Below are 25,562 nucleotides of genomic sequence, written 5' to 3' on the forward strand. Positions count from 1 at the left end.
GCTCGAGGGCACCACCGTCGACCTGCTGGGCAAGGCCCGCAAGGTCGTCGTCACCAAGGACGAGACGACCATCGTCGAGGGCGCTGGCGACACCGACCAGATCTCGGGCCGGGTCAGCCAGATCCGCAACGAGATCGACAAGTCGGACTCCGACTACGACCGCGAGAAGCTGCAGGAGCGGCTGGCCAAGCTCGCCGGTGGCGTCGCGGTCGTGAAGGTGGGCGCGGCGACCGAGGTCGAGCTCAAGGAGAAGAAGMACCGCATCGAGGACGCCGTCTCGAACGCGAAGGCGGCCGTCGAGGAGGGCATCGTCGCCGGCGGTGGYGTCGCCCTGCTCCAGGCCTCCATCAGCGCGTTCGACAAGCTCGACCTGTCCGGCGACGAGCTCACCGGCGCGAACATCGTCAAGCTCGCGCTCGAGGCGCCCATCAAGCAGATCGCCTTCAACAGCGGTCTCGAGGGCGGCGTCGTGGTCGACAAGGTGCGCAACCTGCCGATCGGCCACGGCCTCAACGCGGCCACCGGCGAGTACGTCGACATGCTGGCCACCGGCATCATCGACCCCGCCAAGGTGACCCGCTCGGCGCTGCAGAACGCCGCGTCGATCGCCGGCCTCTTCCTCACCACCGAGGCCGTCATCGCCGACAAGCCCGAGAAGAACGCCGCCCCGGCCATGCCGGGTGGCGGCGGCGAGATGGACTTCTGAGTTCCTGAGGGACTCATCAGTTCGCAGCACGTAGGAGGGGCGGTCCCGGGAGGGGCCGCCCCTTCGTGTCCGCGCGGCCCGAGAGGCGATTTCTGCTCCGCTCGAACACCGGTCAACCACTGGAAGTGACCGGGCGCGGGATGTCGCGCGGCCGGCATGGCCTTTGCGACGGGCCAGTGCCAGGCTTGGCACATGTCGCAGAATTCCCCCACGCCGGGCTGGTACCAGGACCCGTCAGGTGCACCGGGCCTCCGGTGGTGGGACGGCACCCAGTGGACGACGCACACGCAGCAGGCACCACAGGGTCAGCCGACGCCGCCGCCCCAGGCGCAGCCACAGCCGGCGCAGGCGGGGCCCGGGCCGCAGCCGGCCGGCCCCTACCCGCCCCAGCCCCAGCCCCAGCCCCAGCAGCCTGGCGGTTACCCGCAGGGGCCAGGACAGCCAGGGCCGGGCTGGCAGGCAGGACCGGGACAGCCGCGGCAGGTGCCGCAGCAAGGGCCGCCGATGCAGTGGGGGGCGGCCCAGGGCGGCCCGGGAGCGCCGGGTGGATACGCGCCGGCGCCGGCGCCGGTGTTCACGTCGGCCACGCCGGACAAGATCCAGCGCCAGGTCCAGCAGCAGGCCGGGGTCGCCCCGGCTGGCCTGGGCGGCGGGTCGATCTTCTCCGAGCCGGTGCTCGTGGTGAACCAGAAGACCCAGCTCATCGAGATCACCAACCAGTACGCCGTCTTCGACCAGCAGGGCCGCCAGATCGCCTCGGTCGTCGAGGTCGGGCAGAGCACGATGAAGAAGGTCGCCCGGGTCGTCTCCTCGCTCGACCAGTACATGACGCACAAGCTGGAGGTGCGCGACCAGGCCGGCACGGTCCAGCTCGTGCTCACCAGGCCGCGGAAGCTGGTCAAGTCGCGGGTCGTCGTCGCCCGGCCCGACGGCTCCGAGGTCGGGCAGATCGTCCAGCAGAACGCGATCGGGAAGATCCGGTTCGGGCTGATGGTCGGCGAGCACCAGGTCGGCATGATCAAGGCCGAGAACTGGCGGGCCTGGAACTTCGCCATCGTCGACCACAACGACGTCGAGGTCGCCCGGATCACCAAGACCTGGGAGGGGGTGCTGCGCACGATGTTCACGTCGGCCGACAACTACGTCGTGCAGATCCACCACCGCCTGGCGGACCCGCTGCTCAGCATGGTCATCGCCTCCGCCCTCACCGTCGACACCGCGCTCAAGCAGGACTCCCGCGGCTGGAACTAGCGCCTCGACGAGCGTTCGCCCGGCGGCACACGACCGGCTGGTCGCCATGGTCGTGTCGTCGTGGTCGCGGATCCGACCAGATCGCGACCACGACGACACGACCACAGCGGGCTGATTGGTCGAAGGTCGCGCGACAATAGACGAAACTCGCGCGGCCGGCGGCCACAGCAGGTCAAAGGCCGACTTCGGTCAACAACCTCTTGGACAGACGGGCGGGCGGGCGACAGGATGGCCGCGTGATGCAGCAGGCAGTCACACAGGCGCGCAAGCACCTCCCCATGGTGGTCCTGCCCGCCCCGCCGGTCACGGTGGCGGCGCTGGAGGCGGCCGAGGCCGACGACGGGCGGGTGGAGCTTCTCGACGGGCTGTGCGTGCTGCGCCCCTGGCCGACGCCGCTGCGGACCCGCGTCATCCAGCGGCTCGCCGAGCGGCTCGCCGACGCCGCCCCCTCGGGTGCGTACGTCTATCCGCACGGCGTGAGCATCGAGATCTCCGCGCGCACGCTGCTCGCCCCGGACATCATCGTCGGCCCGGCGCCCGCCCCGGTGTCGGCTCCGTCGCCCACGCCCGTGCCGGGGCAGGGGCCGGCGGCCGTACCGTCGGCGCAGGGCACCGGCGGGCAGGCGCCCGCGGGCGCCGCCGCGAGGAGCCGGATCAGCGAGCTGCCGTTCCTCGTCGTCGAGGTGGCCGACGAGAGCACTCGCCGCTACGACCGGACCCTCAAGCTGGACGTCTACCGGGAACGCGGGATCCCGTCCTGCTGGCTGGTCGACCCGGACCCGGCCGCGGCGACCGCCACCGTCGAGGTGTACGACCTCGTCGACGGCGCCTACGTCCGCACCGGCGAGGTCCGTGGCACCGCCCCACTGTCCGTGAGCCGCCCGTTCCCCGTCACGATCATCCCCGCCGACCTGATCGACCCACCCGAGTAGCTGTATTTCTGGTTCGCTCCGTCCGGGCACGGCGCTACGGCCCCGTACTCGCTTCGCTCGTGGGACGGGCCTCCGCGAGGCGCGCCTCCGCGCCCGCACGGTCACCCGCCGCTGAACGTCACCAACCCGAAGAACCGCGCCCTCTCGGGGCACGTCGTTTCGCTCGTGGGACGGGCTCCGCGGGCGCGCGGGCACCCGCCGCCGCGCGTCGCTGGCGGTCGACGCGCCTTCAGGCGATGTCCGCCGCGTCGACGATCGTGTAGGCGTAGCCCTGCTCGGCCAGGAAGCGCTGGCGATGGGCCGCGTACTCCTGGTCGAGGGTGTCGCGGGAGACGACCGTGTAGAAGTGCGCGGAGCGGCCGTCGGCCTTGGGGCGCAGCACGCGGCCGAGGCGTTGCGCCTCCTCCTGGCGGGAGCCGAACGTGCCGCTGACCTGGATCGCGACGCCCGCCTCCGGCAGGTCGATCGAGACGTTCGCGACCTTGGAGACGACCAGTGTGGTGATCTCACCGGTCCGGAACGCCTCGAACAGCCGCTCCCGCTCCTTGTTGCGGGTACTGCCCTGGATGACGGGTGCGTCGAGGTTGCGCCCGAGCATCTCCAGCTGGTCGAGGTAGGCCCCGATGACGAGCACCCGGTCGTCGGAGTGCTTGCGGACCAGCCGCTCGACGACACCGTGCTTGGACAGCGCCGTCGCGCACATCTTGTAACGCTCGTCGGGCTCGGCGACGGCGTACGACATCCGTTCGTCCTCGGTGAGGGTCACCCGCACCTCGGTGCACTCCGCCGGCGCGATCCAGCCCTGCGCCTCGATCYCGCGCCACGGCGCGTCGTACCGCTTCGGGCCGATCAGCGAGAACACGTCGCCCTCGCGGCCGTCCTCGCGCACCAGCGTCGCCGTCAGGCCGAGCCGCCGCCTCGACTGGATGTCAGCGGTCATCCGGAACACCGGGGCGGGCAGCAGGTGAACCTCGTCGTAGACGATGAGGCCCCAGTCCCGGGCGCCGAACAGGTCCAGGTGCAGGTACTCGCCGCCACGGCGGGCGGTCATGACCTGATAGGTGGCGATCGTGACCGGCCGGACCTCCTTGCGCTCCCCGGAGTACTCGCCGATCTCGTCCTCGGTCAGCGACGTGCGCCGCAGCAGCTCGCTGCGCCACTGCCGGCCGGCGACCGTGTTGGTGACGAGGATCAGGGTGGTGCTACTCGCCTGAGCCATCGCCGCCGCGCCGACGATCGTCTTGCCCGCGCCGCTGGGCAGCACGATCACGCCCGAGCCGCCCTCCCAGAAGCCCGCGACGGCGCCTTTCTGGTAGTCGCGCAGCTGCCACCCCTCCTCGCGCAGCTCGATCGCGTGGGCCTCGCCGTCGACGTAGCCGGCCAGGTCGTCGGCCGGCCAGCCGAGCTTGAGCAGCGCCTGCTTGAGCCGGCCCCGCTCGGACGGGTGGACGATGACCGTGTCGTCGTCGACCTTCGCCCCGAGCATCGGCGCGATCCGTTTGGCGCGGGTGACCTCGACCAGCACCGCCCGGTCGACGGCGCGCAGCACCAGGCCGTGTACCGGGTCGTTCTCCAGGCGCAGCCGGCCGTAGCGGTCCATCGTGTCGGCCACGTCGACGAGCAGCGCGTGCGGCACGGCGTAGCGGGAGTAGGTGACCAGCGCGTCGACGACCTGCTCGGCGTCATGCCCGGCGGCCCGGGCGTTCCACAGCGCGAGCGGGGTGATGCGATAGGTGTGGATGTGCTCGGGCGAGCGTTCCAGCTCGGCGAACGGCGCGATCCCCGCCCGCGCCTGGGTCGCGAGTGGGTGGTCGACCTCCAGCAGCAACGTCTTGTCCGACTGGACGATCAGCGGCCCATCAGGCACTGGCTACCCCACCCATCCCGATCCTGAAGAGCATGACTCGACGGTACCTGCCCTCGGATAGGACACCGCACGGCCACCAGCCGTAGTAGTGACGGGCAACAGGTTGACCTCGCGCCGACGAGCGCCCGAGTCCGCGGTAGCGCGGTCCTCATGCCCTAGCCTTACGAGATCCGGCCGAAGGTCGCGCGATCATGGCGAAGCCTCACCCGGCCGGAAGTCGCGATCACATCGAGATCAACGTCGAGATCCATACCGGCGGACGCCAGCGGAACGGCTGCGTCCCTGACATCGGGAGCCCGCCATCGCTCGCCGAACCGCCCCAGCACCCAGGATCTCCACCGCGGCGAGCGGCGCCCCCGGCGGCGTGCCCGAGGTGGGGCCGCGCCAGCCGTGCCCCTGCGGCTCTGGCCGCCGCTACAAGGCCTGCCACGGCGCCAGGACGCGTCCCGCGCCGGTGCTGCGGCCGTTCGCCGGCCGCGCCGACGAGCCGGACCTGGTCGCGCTGCGAGAGCTGGTGCCCAGCGCCACCGCGCCGGTGACCCTGCACCCCGACCATCTCGCCAAGCACCCCGAGCACGCCGACCGCAAGATCATTATCGGTACGATGCTGCCGCAGGCGGCGCCGGCACTGGTCCGTGACACCGGCGAGATCCTGCTGGCCACCCAGACCCTCACCCCCGGCCTCGACGCGTCGGCGGACATCGCGGGCGCGCTGCTGGCGGCGCTCGCCGCGGAGCCCGGCAACGTCGTCGCCGACGGTCCCGTCTCGGCGCTGGGCGCGGTGGAGCGCCTGCCGCAGGGGCTCGCCGGCCTCCCCCGCCTCGTCGACCTGCTCGACCCGGCCCCGCTGAAGGTCACCGTGCACCCCGGCTTCGGCTGGTGGCTGCCGCCGGCCGAGGACGACTCCCCAGGCCTGTCCGGTGAGGTGCAGGCCAGTCTCGAACGGGCCAACGCCACGGTCGTGCCCACCGCCCGGCTGAGCTCCGTCGAAGCCGCCTACTGGACCCAGCCCGGCGACAAACGCCACCTGCGCTGGGTGCTGCCGTTCCCGGCCGGGAAGGACGGCGGGACCGACCTGGTCGGCGCAGGAGCGGAGGAGGAACTGCTCGACGCGCTCGCCCGGGTCGCCACCGCCGGCGCGTTGACCGTCGGCGAGGGGTCGCGCTTCGTCGGCTCGTTCCGGGCCGACGGTCTGGTCGTCCCGGTCTGGGACCTCGCGCCGGACGCCGACGCGGACAGCTGCGAGGAGCCGGCGGCGGCGCTGCGGGCCGCGCTGGACGAGGTGCTGGCCGACCGCCGCCCGCTGACGAGCGAGGAGCGCCGCGTCCGCGCCGGTGTCGTCGGCCGCACCCTGACACTGCGTTAGCCCGCCTTTGACCTGCTAAGGACGGACCTGGTCGGGTGGGCGCGGGCATGATGGCGGGGCAGCAGACCCGAGGCGAGACGAGGCAGCACGCCGCCGCGACCGAGACGAGGCCACTCCTGATGCCGGACCGCGCCTGATGGCCCGCTTCGACTTCGACGTCGTCGTGATCGGGGCCGGACCGGCCGGGGCAGCGGCCGCGCGCGTCGCCGCGGCGGCGGGAGCCCGCGTCTGCCTGCTCGAGCGGGCCGTGCTGCCGCGTTACAAGACCTGCGGCGGCGGGCTCGTCGGGATGTCCCGCGACCAGATCGGCGCCGCGGGGCTCGACTGGGCCGACCTGGCCCGCGCCCAGGTCGACGTGCTCACCATGACGCTCGACGGCCGGCTGAAGGTCACCCGGCGCCGCCGCGACGGCCAGCCGATCCTCGCCATGGTGATGCGCCCCGAGCTCGACGCCGCCCTCGTCGACGTGGCCAGGGCGGCGGGCGCCGAGGTGCGGACCGCGACCACGGTCACCGAGGTGCGCGACGCCGGCACGGACGGGGTCGCGGTGGCGGTGCGCGGCGGCCCGGACCTGGTCGCCTCGGTCGTCGTCGGCGCGGACGGGACGTCCTCACGCGCGGCCGGCTACGTCGGGGTGCGCTGCGACCAGGTGGACGTGGGCCTGGAGGGCGAGTTCCGGGTGCCGTCCTACCTCGCCGCCCGGTGGGAGCGGCGGATGCTGCTGGACTGGGGCCCGGTGCCCGGTTCGTACGGCTGGGTGTTCCCGAAGTTCGGCCCGGAGGGCGACGTCCTCACGGTCGGCGTGATCGGGTCACGCGACGAGGGCCCGGCGCTGCGCGCCTACTACGAGAGGTTCGTCGCCTCGCTGGGCATCGCGGACCTGCCCCGTCAACACGACTCCGGGCACCTCACCCGGGTGCGCGCCGACGGCTCACCGCTGCGCCGCGGCCGGGTGCTGGTCGCCGGGGACGCCGCCGGCCTGCTCGACCCGTGGACGCGGGAGGGCATCTCGTTCGCGCTGCGCTCCGGCCGGCTCGCGGGCGCGGCGGCGGCCGCGGCCGCGGGCGGCGACCCGGCCGCGCTGGGCACCTACCCGGACCGGGTCGAGGCCGTGTTCGGATCGGAGCTCGCCGCGGGCCGGGTGCTGCTCGGGCTGTACAGCCGCCGGCCGGAGCTGATGCACATGATGATGTCAGCCGGCCCAGGCGGGTTCGGCCTGTTCAACCGGATCATCGACGGCCGCTCGACGATCGCCCGCCAGCTGCGCCGCCCCGGCGTCACCGCCGCCGTCGCCGCCCTGTCACGCTAGAACCAAGGGAAGGGCCGCGCGGAACTGTCGCGCGCGCCGCGCGGGAACCGACACGCGCCGCGCGGGACCGTCAGCGAGGCTCGGGCGGTCAGTGGTTGTCGGGCGAGCGCAGCGCGGCGTGCAGCGAGGCCGGGGTCAGGTAGCCGGCGAAGCCACCAGGGCCGTCGCCGTTGGCCGCCTCGTAGACGGGCAGCCGTGCGTCATCCCGGGCGAGCAGCGCGGTCAGCGCCTCCGAGAGCGTCGACCCGACGACGATCGAGGGCTTCTCGCCCACGGGTGAGCGGTCCGGCGCAGGCAGCGCGGCCGGTTCGAGGTCGTCGCGGCGCAGAGGGATGACGTCCAGGCGGCGCAGGGTGCGCTCGGCGCCGGTGAAGTCGGCGACGAACGGGGTCGCCGGCTGGGCCAGGATGCGGGCGGGAGTGTCGATCTGCTCCAGGCTCCCGCCTTCGGGGCCCGCGCGGAAGACCGCGACCCGGTCGGCGAGCCGGATCGCCTCGTCGATGTCGTGCGTGACGAAGACGATCGTCTTGCTGATCTCCCGGCGCAGCCGGGCGAACTCGTCCTGGAGACGCTCACGGGCGATCGGGTCGATGGCGGAGAACGGCTCGTCCATCAGCAGCACCGGCGGGTCGGCGGCGAGCGCCCTGGCGACCCCGATCCGCTGCTGCTGACCGCCGGAAAGCTCATGCGGGTAGCGGTCGCCGACGACCGCCGGGTCGAGCCCGACCAGTTCCAGCAGCTCGTCGGCGCGTGCCCGGGTGCTGGCCCGGCTCCAGCGCAGCAGCCTGGGCACGCAGCCCACGTTCGCCCGGACCGTCAGATGCGGGAACAGGCCCACCTGCTGGATCACGTAGCCGATCCGGCGGCGCAGCCTCACCGGGTCGAGCGCGCGCACGTCCTCGCCGGCGACCAGGATCCGMCCGGCGGTCGGCTCCACCAGCCGGTTGATCATCTTCATGGTCGTGGTCTTGCCGCATCCGGACGGCCCGACCAGACAGACCAGCTCGCCGTCGCCGATCTCGAACGACAGGTCGGCGACCGCGACCGTTCCATCCGGGTAGGTCTTCCCTACCCCCTCCAGCACGATCATCGGCTTGGCTACCGACACGCGGCCCGCTCCTCAATCCGTGAGGTCGGCGACGGGATCCGCGCCGCCGATGGGATACCCACAGGGGGAACCGACGGTGGCGACGCCAGCGATCCGCTCATTCCGGGCAGGATAGTGGGTATTCGCACCCCGCCGGTCGGATAACGTGCGGGTATGGCGTCGGCGGGTGGGAACTGCCTCACGCGCAACGAGTGGATCTGCGGGCGATACCTGAGTACCAGGTCCGACGAGATCCTCGCGGCGCTGCGCGAGCACATCGACCTCACGCTCACCTCGGTCGCGCTCGGGGTCGCGGTGGCGATCCCTCTCGTGCTCGTCGCGCGCCGCTGGCGGCCCGCGGTCGGCCTCGTCGGCGGTGCCACCAGCATCCTGTACACGATCCCCTCGCTGGCCTTCTTCGCGCTGTTGCTGCCGGTGTCCGGGCTGTCCACGACGACGGTACGCACCGGTCTGGTGATCTACACGCTCGTCATCCTCTTCCGCGGCTTCCTCGCGGGCCTCGACGGTGTCCCTCCTGACGTCCTGGAGTCCGCGCGCGGGATGGGCTACGGCTCGTTACGGATGCTGCTCACCGTCGAGCTGCCGCTGGCGCTGCCCGCGATCGTCACCGCGCTGCGGGTCGCCACCGTCTCCACGGTCGCGCTGGTGACGGTCGGCGCGACGATCGGCCACGGCGKCCTCGGCAACCTGATCTACGACGGCCTCGGCAGCACGTTCCGGGCCGAGGTACTCACCGCCTCGGTCCTGTGCCTGGCGCTCGCGGTGATCGCGGACCTGCTGCTCGTCGGGCTGGAACGGCTCGTCACCCCGTGGCGATGGCGGAAACGCCGCACCCGACGGCCGTCCGGCCCGGCCACTGCGGCCACCGCGGCCACGGTGGCCACGGTGGCCGCCGCGACGTCCACCGAGGCGCACTCGTGAGCACGGTCGCCGACGCCGCCCGCTGGCTGACCGACGGCGCGAACTGGTCCGGCGACGGCGGGATCCCGACGCGCCTCGGCGAGCACCTGATGCTCACGGGAGCGTCGGTCGGGATCGCCGCGGCCATCTCGTTGCCGGTCGGAATCTGGCTGGGTCACCGCGGGCGGGGAGGGGCGCTCGCCGTCAACCTCTCGGGCGCGCTGCGCGCTGTGCCGACGTTCGCCGTGCTGGTGCTGCTGGCCATCGGCCCGCTGGGCATCGGTGACCAGACGACGATCGTCGCGCTGGTCATCTTCGGTGTCGCCCCGCTGGTGGCGAACAGCTACGTCGGCATGCGCGAGGTGGACGCCGGCGCGCGGGAGGCGGCCCGGGGCATGGGCATGTCCGGGTGGCAGCTGCTCACCCGGGTGGAGCTGCCGCTCGCGCTGCCCCTGATCATGCTGGGTGTCCGGCTGGCGGCGGTGCAGGTGCTGGCGACGGCGACCATCGCCGCGCTCATCGGCGGCGGCGGGCTGGGCCGCTTCGTCGTCGACGGCCTCGCCCAGCATGACCAGCCGAAGGTGGTGGGCGGCGCGTTCCTCGTCGCCGTGCTCGCCCTCGCCGTCGACGGGCTGCTGTTCGGTCTCACTCGCCTGCTCACCCCGGCCGGCGCCACCGCCCGCCGAGGAGCCGGCCGGCGGGCCGGGCGGCGCGGGGCCGCCCGGCCGGCCGGCTCGACCGTCGGTGGGGGCGCGACCTCGGTCGCGGACGCCGTGCTCGCGTCCACGTCAACGTCGCCGGCCACGGCGCCGACCGAGGGGTCGGACCAGTAGGGTCACCAGTCGGATCAGCTGTAGGGGCGCCAGCGGACGGTCTCGTCGCCGGTACGAAGGCTCTGGAGGCGGACGCGGAACTGCGCCGCGGCGGTCGGGTTGCTGGCGAGGATCGGCAGCACGCTGGTGACCAGCTTCAGCTCGCGGACTGCCCGCAGTACCGGCCAGCCGTCCCACCGGGTGACGTCCGCGCCGTAAGCGGCGGCGAGCTGGGTGTGCCAGCCGGGCGGGTAGCCGAACCGCGCCGTACCGACGGCCAGCGGGACCAGGTCCCACTCCGCCGGGCCGATGCTGACCGAGTCGAAGTCACACAGCACCACCTGCCCGTCCGGGCGCCTGACGAGGTTGCCGAGATGCGCGTCCCCGTGGATCACCGAGGTCGGCAGCCGGTAACGGACGGTTCGCAGGCCGGCCGCCACCCGGCCGGTCAGCTCGTCGAGGAACGCCCTGTCCGCGGCCGGTAGCGCCTCCGCGTCGGACATCCGGCGCCGGACGTCGTCGAGCGGGTCCCACCGGGGCAGTGCCGGCGTGGGCGGCGCCAGGGCGTGCAGGCGGCGCAGCGCGCCGCCGAGCTCGGCGGCCGTGGGCGCCGGCGGGGCGCCAGGCCCCTCGTCGACCCAGACCGTCGCGAGCGAGCCCGCCGCCGTCACCGGCGTCGGCACGTCCGGCAGCAGGCGTACCGCGGGCACGCCCTCGTCCTGCAGCCATCGGGCGACCTGGACGACCTTGGGTATCCGGTGCGCCATCGCGGCCGAGGTGGCGATCCGCACCACGGCGCCGGCTCGCGGCAACCGGTAGACCGAGTTGACGGTCAGCTTGAGCGCGACCGCGTCGGTGGCGTCCAGCCCGGCCACGGCGCAGATCGCCGAGAGGGCCCGGCGGGACGCCTCGGCGGTGAACCGGCCGTCGGCGCCCGGTAACTCGGGATCCCGCTCCGAGGCAGGCGAATCACCTCGCTCGTCATCCGGTCCGCTCGCCCGCGCTCTCCCCCGAGAACCGCCCGTCAGCCGTTCACGTCCGGGAGCGCCCGAGCGGGCAGGCCAGGTCCACCGGCCGCCAGGACGGCACCTGACGGGCTGTTACCCGGCCGCTGCTCGGACGCCGAGCGCTGCCATTCGCGGACCAGCGTGGCCAGCTCCCGTACCTCCGGCACCTCGCTGTGTACGCGGGTCGCCGCCAGCACCTGGTCGGCGCGGCCGGACACCGAGGCGACGGTGCGGCCCCAGGAGATCTGGATCGCCTCGCTGGCGAGCGAGCACACACGCTCGAGCTCGAGCCGCCCCGCCCTGGCGAGGGCCAGCGAAAGATCGAGGCGGATCACCGAGCGGAAGCCCGGGGCGTCCACCCCGTCCAGCTTCGGCAGCGCCAGCTCCGCGTGCTCCTCGGCGGCTCGCGGCCGCCCGAGCAGGCACAGCGCCGTGGTCGCGTTGTACGCGACCTCCACCGGGTTGAACTCGTCGAAGCTCGGGCCGGGCCGTCCCCAGCGGTCCGGCGGGATCTCGTCGGCGAGGTCGTAGGCGTGGTCCAGCGCGCGGGCGGCGCCCTGGACGTCGCCCAGGCCGGCGAGCGCCCTCGCCTCCTGGCAGACCAGCCGGGCGCGCACGGGGCCGCCGGTCACGTGGCGCTGCCCGTCCCTGGCCAGCCGCAGCGCCTCGTCGGGCCGGCCGTCGTAGAACTCGGCGACGGCGCCGACCTCACGGGCCGAACCGCACAGCTGCCCGTCGCCGGCGGCGAGCCCGGCGGCGTACCCCTGGGCGGTGAGCGTCCGGGCGGCGGCGACGTTGCCCTGCTTGAAGGCGGCGTCGGCGCGCAGCACCGCGACCCGTCCCGCCACCACCCGCAGCCGCTTCCACTGGCCGTCGGCCATCCGGCGGCGAGCCAGCCGCTCCAGGCCGCGATGCAGCCGCGCGGTCTGGGCGAGGACGTGTGTCGGCGGGATCGCCTCGTGCGCGCCGAGCGCCTGGCCGAGGAGGTGCTCGGCCCGGTCGAGGGCCAGTTGGACGGGGCTGGCGGCGAGCATGCCGGGTACCTCCAGGATCTGGCCCTCGAGAAGCAGCGCGCCCATGGCCACGCCGACGGCCATCCGATGGAACTGGCGGCGATCTGAGGTCCCTGTATCCGAATCGCCGATATCCGAATCGTCCTCACCGCGCGGCGTCGCGACAGCGGCCGACGTGGTCTCTGACGTGGTCTCCGCCGACGGATGAGCGGGCGCTCCCGGACGGGAGTCCGTCGTGGGCGCCGGTCGTGGCGCGCTCTCGGCCGGGTGGGATCGCCGAGAACCGGTCAAGCCCGGGTAGTCCCCCGGGTGGTCGTCAGGAGACCGCCGGGCGACCGGAATGACCACCCGCCCGGCGGGGCCTGGCGGCGCGGGCCGGCTGGCCGCGCCGTCGAGGCCGGCTCCGCCGGCCGTCGCGGGCGCGATGGGCGCGATGGTGCCGTCACGCCCATCGCCCATGTCGCGCCCGTCGCGCGTGTGGTGCCCGTCGCCGCTGTCGGCCGAGGCCGACGGCGTGGCCGCGTCGGCGGCTTCGTTCCCAGGGTCCTGGGGCAGTCCACCCGTGGCTTGCGGCATCGGGTGTCCCTCCTGTGAAAGGCCGAATCGCCGATGAACCGGCCGCGTGGACTAAGATCTGACTACTTTTGGGACCTTCGACCCTGGCGGAAAGACTAGATCGCTCGTACCGCAGCGCATAGCCGTCCTCGACAGGGCCCACGGTCAGACCACGCGCGGTGTGACCCGGGCGGCCCCACCGTCCCGCGACGGCATCCACGCCGTCCTGAGCCGGTGGGCCTCGCCGTCCCGAGAAGACGCAGCCTTGTTTACTGACAGTCAGGAAAACTCGCGACGACAACCGCTGCGKCATCCGTTTCGCGCAGATCGTACGAGTGCCCCTCGATCGCCCCCGCGACGTGTCGGCGCCGGACTTGTCCCACATGGTCCCGACTTGAGACCCGCGAGATCGCCGTGTGGCCGAGTGGATCCCGTCAGCGAACCGTTGGCATCCGTCGCATGAGCCTGGATACCGAAGGTAACGAGCACAGCCTCTCGGTTGCCGTCGCGGGGCGGCGCGCCCGTTCGGTGCCCGATGGCGAGGGCCGGCACCACGCGCGACAGGCTCCCAGATCCCGGACGGCGGTGGCCGGCATCACGTCCTGAGCGGCTACCTGACGGCCGACGAGCGCCGTCCGGCCGAGGGGGTCTCGGTAGCCTCGGAACATGTCGGCTCGTGGGGACGCGGTGAGCTTCGGCCGGGAGCCGGCAGCCACGGACCCGCTGGTCGCGCCTCGCCGGTTCACCGATCTCACCGACCCAGCGGCCGACGCGGCCCTCACCCATACCACCGGGTTCACGGACCGGACGGCGCTGGCCGCCCACCTGGAGGTGCTGGCCTTCCGCGGCTGGCCGGCGTTGCACACCCGGACGCTCGACGGCTGGGTGCTGCGCGACTCCGCCGGCGCCACCCGCCGCGGCAACTCGGTCTGGACATACGGCGACGTCGCCGACCTGGCGGCGGCCATCGCCGATGCCGAGGAGTTCTACGCGCGCGCTGGCCGCCCGTCGACCTTCCAGCTCACGCCCGTGTCTCGGCCCGAAGGGCTGGGCACCGCGCTGGACACCGCCGGCTACGACGACGACAGCGGCCCGACCGACGTGTGCGTCGCGGACCTGACCGTCCTCATCGCGAGCATCCCGGGCCTCGCCGAGCACACGGCCGGCCGGACGCGACCGGGCACGGCCGTCCGGACCTCGCGGGACGACGCGCCGGGCAGGAGCTGGCTGGACGTCGGCGCCGCGGGCGGTATGTCGATGTTCGGCCCCCACCGGCAGGCGAGCGTCGCGATCCTGTCCCGGATCGCGCTGCCCGCGGTCTACGTCACGGCGGCGCTGGACGGCAGACCGGTCGGGGTGGGCCGAGGCGTCGTCGACGGCGAGTGGCTCGGCATCTACAGCATGGCGACGCTGCCCGCGGCGCGCGGCCGGGGCGCCGCCACCGCGGTGCTCACGGCGCTCGCGCGGTGGTCGGTGGCGCTCGGCGCCCGGCGCGCCTACCTGCAGGTGGAGGAGCGCAGCGCGGCGGCGCGGCGGCTCTACGCCGCCCTCGGCTTCCTCCCGGTCTACCGTTACACCTACCGTCGGCGCCCGGCCACGCCGGTGAGGCCCGCATGACCGGCGCGGAGCGCGACCCGGCTGGCGCGGGAGGGGATCTCATGGCGCGGCTGCTCGCGCCGGGGCCGACCCGGGTCATGGGCGTCGTGAACGTCACCCCCGACTCGTTCTCGGACGGCGGCACCTACGCCGACCCGACCGAGGCCGTGCGCGCCGGGCTGCGGATGGTCGCGGACGGCGCCGACCTGGTCGACGTGGGCGGGGAGTCGACCCGTCCGGGCGCGGCCCGCGTCGACGTGGCGGAGGAGTGCCGCCGGGTGCTGCCGGTGGTCGCCGCGCTCGCCGCCGCCGGGACCGCGGTCAGCGTCGACACCACCAGGGCCGCAGTCGCCGAGGCGGCGCTCGACGCCGGGGCGGTGCTCGTCAACGACGTGTCCGCGGCGGCCGAGCCCGACCTGCTCACGCTCGTCGCCGAACGCGGGGCGTACTACGTGCTCATGCACGCCCGGGGCGCGAGCGTGGACATGGCCAAGCGGGCGCACTACGGCGACGTGGTCGCCGACGTGACCGCCGAGCTCGCCGAACGCCTCGCGACCGTGCTCGACGCGGGCGTGCGCCGGGAACAGGTGATCATCGATCCGGGCATCGGGTTCGCCAAGCGCTTCGAGCACAACTGGGCGCTGCTGGCCCATCTCGACGCGGTCGCGGCGCTGGGCCGGCCGCTGCTGGTCGGCACGTCGCGCAAGTCCTTCCTCGGCGCCGTGCTCGCGACGCCCGACGGCGCGGCGCGCCCGGTGGAGCAACGCGAGGACGCCACCCAGGCGACCACCACGCTGCTGGCCTACCAGGGCGTGTGGGGCGTGCGGGTGCACACCGTGCGGCCGGCGGTGGACGCGGTCCGGGTCGTCGGCGCCTGGCGGACCGCGGAGGGTCACGGTTCGTTTCGCGCCTGACGGCCGAAGGTGACGAAGGAAGCATGGTAGGCATGAGCACGGCCCGCGAAACGTTGGAAAGCACGTTCGTCGGCTCAGCCTGCCGTGCGGCATGGGAGCCGGCGATGGGCCGGCGAGAAGCGAGATGGTGGTGCGACGGTGGTGACGGCGCGTATGGATCAGGCGGGCCCGGAGCGGGCGACGGGTCAGCGGCCGGCGCGGGCGCTGCCCGCTGACCGGATCGCGCTGACCGGGCTGCGGGTACGTGGCTGGCATGGTGTCCTCGCGGCCGAGCGCGAGCTCGGCCAGGAGTTCGTCGTCGACGTCACCCTGTGGCTCGACACGGCACCCGCCGCCGCCAGTGACGACGTGACGCTCACCGTGCACTACGGCGAACTCGCCGAGGCGCTGGCCCGCGTCGTCGCCGGTCAGCCCGTGGACCTGCTCGAGACTCTCGCGGCCCGGCTCGCCGACGTCTGCCTCGCCGACCCTCGGGTCGAGCGGGCCGAGGTGACCGTCCACAAGCCGGCGGCGCCCATCTCCATCCCGTTCGGCGACGTCGCGGTCTCCATCGTCCGGGACCGCCCGTGACCGGAGCCGAGCCGAACGATCCGGCCCGGTCGGACGCGGGACCCGGGCCGGACACGGCGAGCGGACCGGCCGTCCTGGCACTCGGCTCGAACCTCGGCGATCGGGAGGCGACGCTGCGCGCCGCCGTCGCCCTGCTCGACAAGCGGCTCGGGGTGCTCGCCGTGTCACCGGTCTATGAGACCGTGCCCGTCGGCGGGCCCCCGCAGGACGACTACCTCARCGCGGTGCTGCTCGCCGCGGCGGCGCCCGCGCGTGAGCTGCTCGCCGCGGCGCGGGAAGCCGAGCAGGCGGCCGAGAGGGTCAGGACCGTGCGCTGGGGGCCGCGCACCCTGGACGTCGACGTGATCGCCTGCGGTCCGGTGGTCAGTGACGATCCGGAGATTCTCCTGCCGCATCCAAGGGCCCACCTGCGCGCGTTCGTCTGCGTGCCGTGGCTGGACGTCGCCCCCGACGCGGCCGTCCCCGGCCATGGCCGGGTCGCCGACCTGGTCGCCGGCCTCGCCGCGGCCGGGGAGACCGCGGGCCTGCGCCGCACAGCCGTGAACCTCGGCGAGGGCCTCGCGCTCGGATGAGGCGTACCCACGGTTCCCGCGCCAGCCGGCCGAGCGGGGCGGCGTGCTTTCAGGGACGGCACGGATGAGGCCGACGCGGGCACGCGACCTCGTCGGCGCCGCCGTGGTCGCCGGTGTGCTGGCCTACCTGCTGCTGGTCCTGACCTACCGGTCGCTGCCGCAGCTGCCGCGCACCGGCCCACTGTCGGTGTTCATCGTCGCCCTGCTGGAGGTGCAGACGGCGAGCATCACCCGCCGCAGGCTCGCCGGTCGGCCCGGCACCAAACCCATCATGCCGATCACGGTCGCCCGGCTCGCCGTCCTCGCCAAGGCCAGCTCGCTCACCGCCGCGGTCATGGCCGGAGGATGGGCCGCGCTGCTCGGTTACACCGCGTCCAGGACCGACGAGTTCGGCACCGCCAGCGCCGACCTGGTCACCGCGGGCCTGGGTCTCGGCTCCGCGCTGAGCCTCATCGCCGCGGCGCTGCTCCTCGAGCACGTCTGCCGCGTACGCCACCGCTAGTCACCAGGCACCCCGCCGTCCGGGCCAGAACTCGCCCACTTACGCTAAGCACTGACCGTGACCGAGACGGCCCTGCTCGCCGCGTACCGCCGAGGTCCGCGCGAACGTTCCACCGCCGCCAGGTCGCCGCTTCAGATCGCCGCTGTCACCCGGGCAGGCGGTGCGCGTGGACCCGGGAGGTTYCCGCCGTGGTCATCAAGGTCGAGGGAGCTCGGGGCGACCATTGGGACGACTGGTCGGGTGACGGCTGGTCCGACGACGGCCGCGCCACCGGCCACGCGCCAGCGGCCGGCCACGCCGCCGCCGGGCAGTACGGGGATCCCTGGGACGAGCCGCCGCGTTCGCCCCCCTCGCCGGCGGTGCCCGACGCGGCGAACGGCTGGCATGGCTCCGCCGACTGGGACGTGTCGGTCGACGGAGCTGACAGCGGGTTCGAGCGGCCGCTGTACGCGCCACCCGCGAGCGAGTGGGTGCCCCGCGCCGCCGAGYCCCCGCCCGCCGGCTACCCCGACCACCCCGACCCCACCAACTACACCAACTACACCGGTCCCGCCGATTACCCGGACCACGCCGACCATGCCGAGCGCACCGACCGGATCTCGCTTCCGGGCCGCGGGCGCTTCGGCCAGCCCGAGGGCGATGGGTTCCAGGGCGCGGCCGACCGCGACGGCTGGGCCGACCACGACCGCCACGACCGCCACGACCGCTCTGAACGAATCAGACGAGCCGAGCATGAGGGAACCGGACGGCCGGACGGGACTGGCCGAGCCGGACGAGCCGGCGCGACCGGCCGGACCGGAGCCGTTCACACCAGCCGTCCGGACCGCTCCGACCGCTCCGACCGCGTCACGCGCCGTGAGAGGACCGGGCGAGCCGAGCGGGAGGGAACCGGGCGGGCAGGAAGGGCTGGCGCGACCGGCCGGACCGAAACCGCTCGTGCCGACCCGGCCGACCCGGCCGACCCGGCCGGCGCGACAGGCCGGCACGGCCGGACCGGCGGCGGCGGGAGTCCGGGCCGGCCTCGCCGGGCCGACCGCGACGGCCGGCCCGCTCGAGCGAGCGGCGGGGCGGGCCCGCCGGACGACGGGCTGGACGCGGTCAGCGCCACCAACCTCAATCTGTCGATCCGCGGCGACCTCGCCTCGCCGAGGCAGGCCCGTTCGCGCCGTGCGCCGTCGAGCGTGGCCCCGCTCGGGGATGCCGAGGCCACCGGCTGGCGGCCCAGCACGGGAGACATGCCGGCCAGACGTCCCCGGCGCCCGCCTCCCGAGCATCGGCCGATCGCCAGGACCGTGAAGACGCTCGTGATGGTCGGCGTCGCGTCCGTCGGCTTCTCCCTGGGCCGCGAGCTCGCGCTGCCCGGCGACGCGGGCCTGCAGATCCGGATCTCCGACTGGGCCAGGGACCATCGCCTCGGGTTCATCGTCGAGGCGGGTTTCTGACGCCGGCCGTCAGCCCACGCCACCGGCCGGACCGCCGGCGGCGGGCTCCGACAAAAGCGACCCGCGGGCCCGATGCCGACGCGCGCCGACAGGTCGCCGAGGACGCTGGGCTACCGTCGGAGGGTGTCATCGGCGGTCAGGCAGGACGATGAGGAGCCGGCCACGCTCGCGACGTGGCTGCGCGCCCGGTCCGACGACGAGCTGACCAGGCTGTTCGAGCTGCGCCCCGACCTCGCCACCCCGCCGCCCCCCGACTTCGACATCCTCGCCGCGCGCCTGGAGATCCGGGTCAGCGTGCTGCGCGCGCTCGACACCCTTGACGCGTTCACCCTCGAGGTCGGCGCCATCCTGACGCTGCTGCCCGCCCCGGTCTCGGTCCGGCGGCTGGCCGAGCTCTGTGGCGGCCTCGACGTCGGTCCGTCGGTCGCCGCGCTGCGCGCGCGCGGCCTGCTCTGGGGCCCCCCGGACGCGCTGCGCCTGGTCGCGACGGCGGGCGACGTGCTCGGAGAACGGCCGCTGGGCCTCGGCCGGCCGGCGCGGGACTGCCTGGCCGCCTACCGCCCGCCGCAGCTCGCCCGCCTCGCCGCCGCCCTCGGCGTGCCCTCGGGCTCTGACGGCGACGGCCGCGACCGCGGCGCGGCCCGGTCGTCGGAGTCCCGCGGGCCGCTCGTCGCCGCGATCAGCGCCCAGCTCTCGGACGCCGACCTGGTGCGCCGGCTCGCCGCCGAGTGCTCGCCGGCGGCCGGGCGCATCCTGGACCGGCTGGCGCAGGGGCCGGCGCGGGGCGCCACCGCCGACGCGGGCCGCCTGCTCACGGTCTCCGCCGCGCGCACCCCCGTCGAGGAGCTGCTCGCCCGTGGCCTGCTCGTCGGTGTCGAGGCCGAGGAGGTGGAGATGCCCCGCGAGGTCGGGCTGGCCCTGCGCGGCGACGCGCCCACCGGGACGCTGCACCCGCACCCGCCCACGCTGACCGGCCGTACCGTCGCCCCGGCATCCGTCGACCCGGCGGCCGCGCTCGCCGCCGACACGATGGTCCGCCACGTCGCCACCCTGCTGGACGGGTGKGGAACGACACCGGTCGTCCCGCTGCGCACCGGCGGGCTCAGCGTGCGCGACCTGCGGGCCGTCGCCAAGCTGCTGGACGTCTCCGAGCCGGTCGCCGCGTTCGTCGTGGAGCTCGCCTCGGCCGCCGGGCTGGTCGACGCCACCGCCGGCGTCGACGTGCGGATCGTGCCGACGACCGCCTTCGACCGGTGGAGCGTCGACCTGCCGGCGCACCGGTGGGCGATGCTGGTCGACGGCTGGGTCAGGTCGGCGGCGGTCGCCTCGCTGGTCGGGGAACGGGACGAGCGCGGCCGGCAGATCTCGGCGTTGTCGGTCGACGTGCGCCGGGGTGCCGCCGTCACGACCCGCCTGGAGGTGCTGGTGGCGCTGGCGGCCGCGCCGGACGGCGTGGCGCCCGACCCGGAGTCGGTGCGCGCGCTGCTGGCCTGGCGCGCGCCGAGACGCGGCGGGCCGCTGCTGGACCGGATGGTCGACGCGACCATCCAGGAGGCGGAGCTGCTCGGGCTGACCGGCCGCGGTGTCCCCGCGACGACCGGCCGGCTGCTCGCCGAGCTGCTCACCCCCGCCCACCGGCCGCCGCCAGGCGCGGGCGGCGGCGCGGCCGGCGCGATCGCGCCTGGTGGCGCGAGCCCGTCGGGGCCGCCGGGGTCGCTCGCCGACGCGCTCGCGGACGCGCTCGCGCCGCTGCTCCCCGAGCCGGTCGAGGAGCTGCTGCTGCAGGCCGACCTGACCGCCGTCGCGCCCGGCCCGCTGGTGCCCCAGGTCGCGGCGGAGCTGGCCCAGCTGGCCGACATCGAGTCGACCGGCGCCGCGACCGTCTACCGCTTCTCGGAGGCGTCGCTGCGGCGCGCGTTCGACGCCGGCCGCGCGCCGGCCGACATCCACGACCTGCTCACCCGGCTCGGCCGGGGCGGCGTGCCGCAGGCGCTCGCCTACCTGATCGACGACACCGCCCGTCGGCATGGCCGCCTGCGCTCCGGCCCGGCGGAGTCCTACCTGCGCTGCGACGATCCGGTGCTGCTCTCCGAGGTGCTGGCCTCCCGGCGCACCCAGGCTCTCGGGCTACGCCGGATCGCCCCCACCGTCGTGATCTCCCGGATGCAGGTCTCCGACCTGCTGGACGGCCTGCGCGCCGCCGGGTTCGCCCCGGCGGCCGAGGGCGCGGACGGACGGGTCGTGGTCAGCCGGCCGGAGGCACACCGGACACCGGCGCGAGCCCGCGCCGCGGCGGCCGACCAGGCCGCGGTGCGTCGCGGCCAGCTGCGCGACGCCGTGCGTCTCGTGCGCCGCGGCGACGAGAACGCGCGGGCGCTGCGGCTCGCCGGCGTCGGCCCGGGGGGCACCGGAGCCAGCCAGGTGGACGGCCTGGTCCGAGCCGCGCCGATGATCCTGGTCCGGCTGCAGGCCGCGGTCCGCGACCGGCGCCGGGTGGTGCTCGGCTACGTCGACCAACAGGGGACGCCGAGCGACCGGATCGTGCGGCCGACGGCGCTCGACGGCGGCTGGCTGACCGCCTGGGACGAGAACAGCGGCGCCCCTCGCCGCTTCGTCCTGCATCGCGTCACCGCCGTCGCCGACGTCGCCGATCCCTTCGCCTTCCCCGACGCCACGGGCTGACCACCGCGAGCCGCCTCAGCCCACGGGCGCGGGCCCGCCCGGGTAGCTGTCCGACATGGCGTACCGCAGCAGGACGACGTCGTCGATCCTGGTGACCTCGGCGAGCCGGGCGGGGCTGGCCGGGTCCCACGGGAAGGCGCCGCCGTGGACGAAGCGAGGGGCACGCGGGTCGCCGACGAAGAACGGCGCGATCACGAGCTGCAGCTCGTCGGCGAGCCCGGCTGTCAGGAACTGGGTGTGGACGGCGCCGCCACCCTCCACCATGAGCCTGCCAACACCCCTGGATGCCAGATCGTCGAGCATCCGGCCCAGGTCGGCTGGCTCACCGACGTCGACGATCTCGGCGACCGCGCCGACGCGGTCCCGCGTCTTCTCCAGCGCGGATGTGGTCGCGTAGACGACCTTCGGGGCCTCTCCTGTCGTGAAGAACAGGGCCGCGGGGTCGAGGTCGCCACGACCGGTGAGAGTCGCCTTCAAGGGGTTCGTGGGCCGGCCACGCCGGGCCCGGGCGTCACGGCGGGCCTGGGAGCGAACGAGCAGCCTCGGGTTGTCCGCCCGGATGGTGCCCGCGCCGATAAGGATCGCGTCGCATCCGGCCCGCACCTCGTCCACCCGGTCGAAGTCGGCCTCGTTGGACAGCCGCAGCCTGCGCTCACTCGCGTCGTCGATGTACCCGTCGATCGACGCGGCGCAGCTCAACAGCACATACGGCCGCCTACTCGTCCGTGCGTTCCCCATGTCCGCACGCTACGCGGGCCCTAAGCCCTGGCCGCCCAGACCTGGCGCCCGGACCTGGCCGCCCGACCTGGTGCCCGGACCTGGCCGCGCCAGCCCCGCCGGCGGGTCAGGAGAACAGGCGGTCGTTGTGACGGGGCTGGGGAACGGGGTATCCGGCGTCGTCGAGGTCCGGCGGGGCGAAGCGCTCGGCGACGGCGGCGGCGAGCTCCTGGTAGGCGCGGCGCGTCTCCCGCTTCAGCTCCTGCAGGTCGATCCGCCCGCCGGTGGCCAGGTGCGGGTCCCACGGGACGCGCACCACCCGGCGGGTGCGCGCGGCGAAGTGCTGCTCGAGCGACTCGACGTCCACCCCGTCGCCGTTCGACGGGAACATCGAGATCACCGCGATCGCGTCGCGGACCCGGTCAGCATAGCCATGCGCGTCCARCCAGTCCAGCGTGGCGCTCGCGGACGTCCCGCCGTCAGCGCTCGAGCTCGTCACGATGACCAGCGTGTCGGCGAGCCCGAGCACGCCGCCCATCGCGCTGTGCAGCATGCCGGTGCCGCAGTCGGTCAGCAGGATCGAGTAGTAGCGCTGCAGCAGGTTGTCGACGGCGCGGTAGTCCGAGTCGGCGAACGCCTCGGAGATCTCGGGGTCGTCCGCCGAGGCCAGCACGTCCAGACGCGAGTCCGAGCGGGCCATGTACTGGCGGATGTCAACGTAGCGATGCAGCCCGGGCGCGTGCTCGAGCAGGTCACGAACGGTGTACGGAGAGGGCCGCTGCACCTTCGTTCCCAGGGTGCCGCGGTCCGGGTTGGCGTCGATCGCCACGACCCGGTCGTCGCGCAGGTCGGCGAGCGTGGAACCGAGGCCGATCGTGGTCGTCGTCTTGCCGACGCCGCCCTTGAGCGACATCACGGCGATCCGGTGGCAGTCGATCAGTGACGTCCGGATGTGCGCGAGCAGCCGGTTGTGCCGGGCCTCGTCGGGCGACGGCCCGGGGTTCACCGCGCCGCCGGACATCTGGTAGACGACCTTGCGCCAGCCCCGGGCCGCCGTCTCCTGCGCCGGCCCCAGCAGGGCGTCGCTGTAGAGCGCGGCCCCGGGATGCCCGGTGTTGTGCCGGACGCCCGCCCGGTTGGACACGTCGTCGGCGGGTCCGCCCACGTTCCCGGAGCCGTCCGACGTGTTCCGGCGACGGGGCGGCGAGTAGGGGGCCCCGATGTCGTCCCTGGCCTCCCGACCCTCTCGGGCCTCTCGGCCGTCCCTGACCTCATGGCCGCCCCTGACCTCGCGGCCGTCACGGATCGGGCGGCCACCGCGGTTGTCCACCGGCGCCGCGCCAGGCCGGCGGGGCGCCCCGACGTCGAACTGGTCCCACGATTCACGCTGACCGGGCTGAACCCGGCCCAGGCCTGGCTGAGGCGGAGCCATTCCCCGGGCCGTCTCCGGGTAGCCCGAAGGCTCGTGACCCGCCGGCGCGGCGCCGGGCGGTGGCCGGCGCCTCCCGCCGTCCGCCCCGGGGTAGGGGGCCGACGGCGGACGTGGCGGCGCCGCCAGGCCGGCGGCCGCGTTCGGCGGCGGCTGCGCGCCGGGGGCCATGCCCGGCGGCGGGGGCGGCGGCTGCGGGAGTGGACTGGGCGCGGGTGCCGGGAACTGCGTCGACGGCTGGAAGTCGGGCGCCTGGTCATGCAACGGCGCGAAGGCGACCGGCGCGCCGGGAACGCTCGCTGGCGAGCCGACCGGCGCGCCAGGCGCCGCCGGTGGCCGCGGCGGGTAGCCCTGGCCCGGCCCATGCGGGCTGGGCGGACCGGGCCGGCCGGATGGGACACCGGGAATTCCCGGCTGGACGCCCGGCGCACCCCCGCCCGGACCGCCGGCGGTGGTGCCACGTCCGGCGCCGTACAGGCCTACCGGCGCCTGGCCGACCGGGAAATCATCGAACAGCGGGTCGAACGCCTGGGTCGGCAGGCCGGCTGGGGCCGGTCGCTCACCAGGCCCCGGGTAGCCGGCACCGGCACCGGCACGGTCGCGGCCCGGGCTGGCGGGCGGCCTTCCCGTCCTGTCGGCCGAGCCTTCTACCACCCACGGCCCGGCGGGCGGCTGGGGACGGACGGACGAGCCGGCGTCGCCGCCAACGGCGATGCCGCCAGCCTGGCCCATCCCGGCGCCCTGGCCGGGCCCGCTCCCATGCACCAGACCGGCGCCGTGACCATGACCCGCCCCAGCGCCGTTGCCCCGCGTGGCTCCGTTGCCCAGCCCGGCGGCGGAGCCCGGCCCGGGCCCGCGGCCGGCGCCGGGGCCGCCGTCCACACTCATCCCCGGGCCGGCGCCCACGCGCCGCCCGTCATCCGCGCCGCCGAAGACGATCGGGCCGCCGGGCCGTGGCGATCCGCCGCCGGGACCATCGCCGCGCCCACTGGCTGAGACATCCCAGCCCCGCGGGCGCGCCGGCGGCTCGGCCGGAAACCGGCCGGCGGGCCCGCCGTCGCGCGGCTGGCTCGCGAACGGCGGCCCGGACGCCGGCCGGCCGCCTGGCGGCGCGGATGGCACGCCGGGGGGTGAGTAGGCACTGGCCTGCCTGGGAGGCTGTGGCCGGGAAGGCGCGTTGGGATTCTCCACGGCGAGGCCGGTCGGCCAGGACGGATGCCCGGGCGCGTAGGGAACACCGCGGCCCGTGGCCGCCTCCCGCGCCGGTTCGCGCGTGCCGCCGGGCTCCCGCCCACCGAGCACGAACGGGTCACGCGCGTCGACGCCGAACGGGTCGGCGTGCGCCGGCGGCGCCTCGGCCCTGGCGAACGACGGGTCCCGGCCCGCGAGACGGCCGGCCGGGCCGGCGGGCCAGGCGGCGGGACGGTCTGGCGGTGTGCTGGGAAGAGCGGGCGCCGCGTGGCCCGACTGCCAGTCCTCGAGGCGCCCGTCCACGCTGAACGAACCACCGGCGCCTGACGCCGGCACGCCCCGGTAGGGCGGCGCCTGGCCAGGAGGCGCGGCACGCGGGGGGACGGCGGGCCGCGGCGGCGGCGCGGCATGGACGGAAGGATGGTCCGGAGCTCCGACCGACCACCCATCGGGCATCGACCTTGGTTGCCCGTTCGGCGTCGCCCCCGCGTCGACGGTGAAGCCAGCGAGCGGATCGGGCCGTTGCCCCCGCCCCGCCCCGTTCGGGCCACCGGCCGCGGGACCACCAGGCGCCGGGAAACCAGACCCGGCCGGGGCTGGCGGACCGGACGTGCCAGCCGTGCCGGCCTGGGCCGCGGCCCAGGGGTCAGGGCGCCACCGGGGGTTGCCCGGCGGCGGGGCGGGCGGATGGCCAGGCATCCTGGAGCCCGCGTCAAGGTCGATGGGGCCCTGTCCGGACGCCATCGGGGCAGCCGCCGAGCCGGGTCCGAACGCGGGCCGCGCGCCACCCGCGGACGGGAACGGCGCGGGGGGAGGCGATGACGGTCGCGGCGATGACGGCGGCGGGCCGGGCCGCGGGCCACGAGGGGGCGCGCCCCTGGCCTCGTCGGCCGCCTGCCGCCAGCCGGGGGCCCCGGCGCCGCCAGATCCGTTCAACGTTTCGGGTCCTGGTGGACGATCGGCATTGCCCGGAGCACCGAACCCGCGCGGATCACCTCGCCCGTCCGGGGCGCCGTATCCGTCCGGGGCGCCGTATCCGTTCGCGGCGCCGTATCCGTTCGCGGCGCCGTATCCGTTCGCGGCGCCGTATCCGTTCGCGGCGCCGTATCCGTTCGCGGCGC

The 25,562-nt window shown here is 74.9% G+C and carries 20 protein-coding genes and 1 pseudogene; 15 read left to right on the plus strand and 6 right to left on the minus strand.

What is annotated here, in order from left to right; all coding sequences use genetic code 11:
• From BL253_RS12590 to BL253_RS12600, 4 genes and pseudogenes are all read left to right on the plus strand, one after another.
• Nucleotides 1-706: TCP-1/cpn60 chaperonin family protein (locus BL253_RS12590; protein WP_274535206.1), on the plus strand; the 706-nt coding region annotated here is incomplete at its 5' end.
• A gap of 192 nt (nucleotides 707-898) precedes the next feature.
• Nucleotides 899-1,006 (plus strand): annotated as a pseudogene (locus BL253_RS45805) (DUF2510 domain-containing protein); the annotation flags it as partial.
• A gap of 204 nt (nucleotides 1,007-1,210) precedes the next feature.
• Nucleotides 1,211-1,957, plus strand: coding sequence for an LURP-one-related/scramblase family protein (locus tag BL253_RS12595; RefSeq protein WP_338013710.1), 747 nt, complete (start codon nucleotides 1,211-1,213; stop codon nucleotides 1,955-1,957).
• 239 nt (nucleotides 1,958-2,196) lie between these two features.
• The gene (locus BL253_RS12600) at nucleotides 2,197-2,889 is read left to right on the plus strand and encodes a Uma2 family endonuclease (RefSeq protein ID WP_076816629.1); all 693 of its coding nucleotides are present in this window, start codon (nucleotides 2,197-2,199) and stop codon (nucleotides 2,887-2,889) included.
• A 229-nt stretch (nucleotides 2,890-3,118) separates the two neighbouring features.
• Here BL253_RS12600 and BL253_RS12605 read toward each other — a convergent pair whose 3' ends face one another.
• The gene (locus tag BL253_RS12605; RefSeq protein WP_076816605.1) at nucleotides 3,119-4,756 is read right to left on the minus strand and encodes a DNA repair helicase XPB; all 1,638 of its coding nucleotides are present in this window, start codon (nucleotides 4,754-4,756) and stop codon (nucleotides 3,119-3,121) included.
• Nucleotides 4,757-5,057: 301 nt separating this feature from the next.
• On the opposite strand from BL253_RS12605, the gene BL253_RS12610 reads away from it, so the two are divergent.
• Together BL253_RS12610 and BL253_RS12615 are read left to right on the plus strand one after the other, a co-directional pair.
• Entirely contained in the window at nucleotides 5,058-6,122 is a 1,065-nt protein-coding gene (locus BL253_RS12610; protein WP_076816606.1) for a DUF5926 family protein, read from the plus strand.
• A 136-nt stretch (nucleotides 6,123-6,258) separates the two neighbouring features.
• On the plus strand, nucleotides 6,259-7,431 hold the full coding sequence (locus BL253_RS12615; RefSeq protein WP_076816608.1) for a geranylgeranyl reductase family protein: 1,173 nt from the start codon (nucleotides 6,259-6,261) through the stop codon (nucleotides 7,429-7,431).
• 88 nt (nucleotides 7,432-7,519) lie between these two features.
• Here BL253_RS12615 and BL253_RS12620 read toward each other — a convergent pair whose 3' ends face one another.
• Nucleotides 7,520-8,539: an ABC transporter ATP-binding protein gene (locus tag BL253_RS12620; protein ID WP_096335983.1), complete on the minus strand. Its 1,020-nt coding sequence runs from the start codon at nucleotides 8,537-8,539 to the stop codon at nucleotides 7,520-7,522.
• 153 nt (nucleotides 8,540-8,692) lie between these two features.
• Between BL253_RS12620 and BL253_RS12625 the strand changes: the two genes are divergently transcribed.
• Nucleotides 8,693-9,460, plus strand: a complete 768-nt coding sequence (locus tag BL253_RS12625) for an ABC transporter permease (protein ID WP_076816610.1) — start codon at nucleotides 8,693-8,695, stop codon at nucleotides 9,458-9,460.
• Nucleotides 9,457-10,272: an ABC transporter permease gene (locus BL253_RS12630; RefSeq protein WP_076816633.1), complete on the plus strand. Its 816-nt coding sequence runs from the start codon at nucleotides 9,457-9,459 to the stop codon at nucleotides 10,270-10,272. Before BL253_RS12625 ends, BL253_RS12630 begins: the two co-directional genes overlap by 4 nt.
• A gap of 14 nt (nucleotides 10,273-10,286) precedes the next feature.
• On the opposite strand, the gene BL253_RS12635 is transcribed toward BL253_RS12630, so the two are convergent.
• Together BL253_RS12635 and BL253_RS12640 are read right to left on the minus strand one after the other, a co-directional pair.
• Nucleotides 10,287-11,135, minus strand: coding sequence for a phosphotransferase enzyme family protein (locus BL253_RS12635; protein WP_274535207.1), 849 nt, complete (start codon nucleotides 11,133-11,135; stop codon nucleotides 10,287-10,289).
• Nucleotides 11,136-11,275: 140 nt separating this feature from the next.
• Nucleotides 11,276-12,337, minus strand: a complete 1,062-nt coding sequence (locus BL253_RS12640) for an NsdA family TPR-like regulatory protein (protein WP_420801651.1) — start codon at nucleotides 12,335-12,337, stop codon at nucleotides 11,276-11,278.
• A gap of 1,155 nt (nucleotides 12,338-13,492) precedes the next feature.
• Here BL253_RS12640 and BL253_RS12645 point away from each other — a divergent pair.
• The 7 genes from BL253_RS12645 (at nucleotide 13,493) to BL253_RS12675 (ending at nucleotide 21,104) form a co-directional block, all read left to right on the plus strand.
• Nucleotides 13,493-14,443 carry a GNAT family N-acetyltransferase gene (locus tag BL253_RS12645; RefSeq protein ID WP_241834739.1) on the plus strand — a complete coding sequence of 317 codons (951 nt, stop codon included), beginning with the start codon at nucleotides 13,493-13,495 and terminating at the stop codon, nucleotides 14,441-14,443.
• Entirely contained in the window at nucleotides 14,440-15,336 is an 897-nt protein-coding gene (gene folP, locus BL253_RS12650) for a dihydropteroate synthase (protein WP_076816615.1), read from the plus strand. The genes BL253_RS12645 and folP overlap by 4 nt, the downstream gene beginning before the upstream one ends.
• A gap of 153 nt (nucleotides 15,337-15,489) precedes the next feature.
• The gene (gene folB, locus BL253_RS12655; RefSeq protein ID WP_076816617.1) at nucleotides 15,490-15,906 is read left to right on the plus strand and encodes a dihydroneopterin aldolase; all 417 of its coding nucleotides are present in this window, start codon (nucleotides 15,490-15,492) and stop codon (nucleotides 15,904-15,906) included.
• On the plus strand, nucleotides 15,903-16,478 hold the full coding sequence (gene folK / locus BL253_RS12660; RefSeq protein ID WP_076816619.1) for a 2-amino-4-hydroxy-6-hydroxymethyldihydropteridine diphosphokinase: 576 nt from the start codon (nucleotides 15,903-15,905) through the stop codon (nucleotides 16,476-16,478). The genes folB and folK overlap by 4 nt, the downstream gene beginning before the upstream one ends.
• A 64-nt stretch (nucleotides 16,479-16,542) precedes the next feature.
• On the plus strand, nucleotides 16,543-16,980 hold the full coding sequence (locus tag BL253_RS12665; RefSeq protein ID WP_076816620.1) for a DUF3180 domain-containing protein: 438 nt from the start codon (nucleotides 16,543-16,545) through the stop codon (nucleotides 16,978-16,980).
• 188 nt (nucleotides 16,981-17,168) lie between these two features.
• Nucleotides 17,169-18,422 (plus strand): hypothetical protein, encoded by a 1,254-nt coding sequence (locus BL253_RS12670; protein ID WP_076816622.1) that lies wholly within the window; start codon nucleotides 17,169-17,171, stop codon nucleotides 18,420-18,422.
• A gap of 72 nt (nucleotides 18,423-18,494) precedes the next feature.
• On the plus strand, nucleotides 18,495-21,104 hold the full coding sequence (locus tag BL253_RS12675; RefSeq protein WP_198946251.1) for a helicase-associated domain-containing protein: 2,610 nt from the start codon (nucleotides 18,495-18,497) through the stop codon (nucleotides 21,102-21,104).
• A gap of 15 nt (nucleotides 21,105-21,119) precedes the next feature.
• On the opposite strand, the gene BL253_RS12680 is transcribed toward BL253_RS12675, so the two are convergent.
• Together BL253_RS12680 and BL253_RS43685 are read right to left on the minus strand one after the other, a co-directional pair.
• Nucleotides 21,120-21,842, minus strand: coding sequence for a RibD family protein (locus BL253_RS12680; protein WP_076816626.1), 723 nt, complete (start codon nucleotides 21,840-21,842; stop codon nucleotides 21,120-21,122).
• Nucleotides 21,843-21,948: 106 nt separating this feature from the next.
• Nucleotides 21,949-24,744, minus strand: a complete 2,796-nt coding sequence (locus tag BL253_RS43685) for a MinD/ParA family ATP-binding protein (protein ID WP_076816627.1) — start codon at nucleotides 24,742-24,744, stop codon at nucleotides 21,949-21,951.
• Nucleotides 24,745-25,562 lie beyond the last annotated feature (818 nt).

The organism is Pseudofrankia asymbiotica (assembly GCF_001983105.1).
Classification (GTDB): Bacteria; Actinomycetota; Actinomycetes; order Frankiales; family Frankiaceae; genus Pseudofrankia; species Pseudofrankia asymbiotica.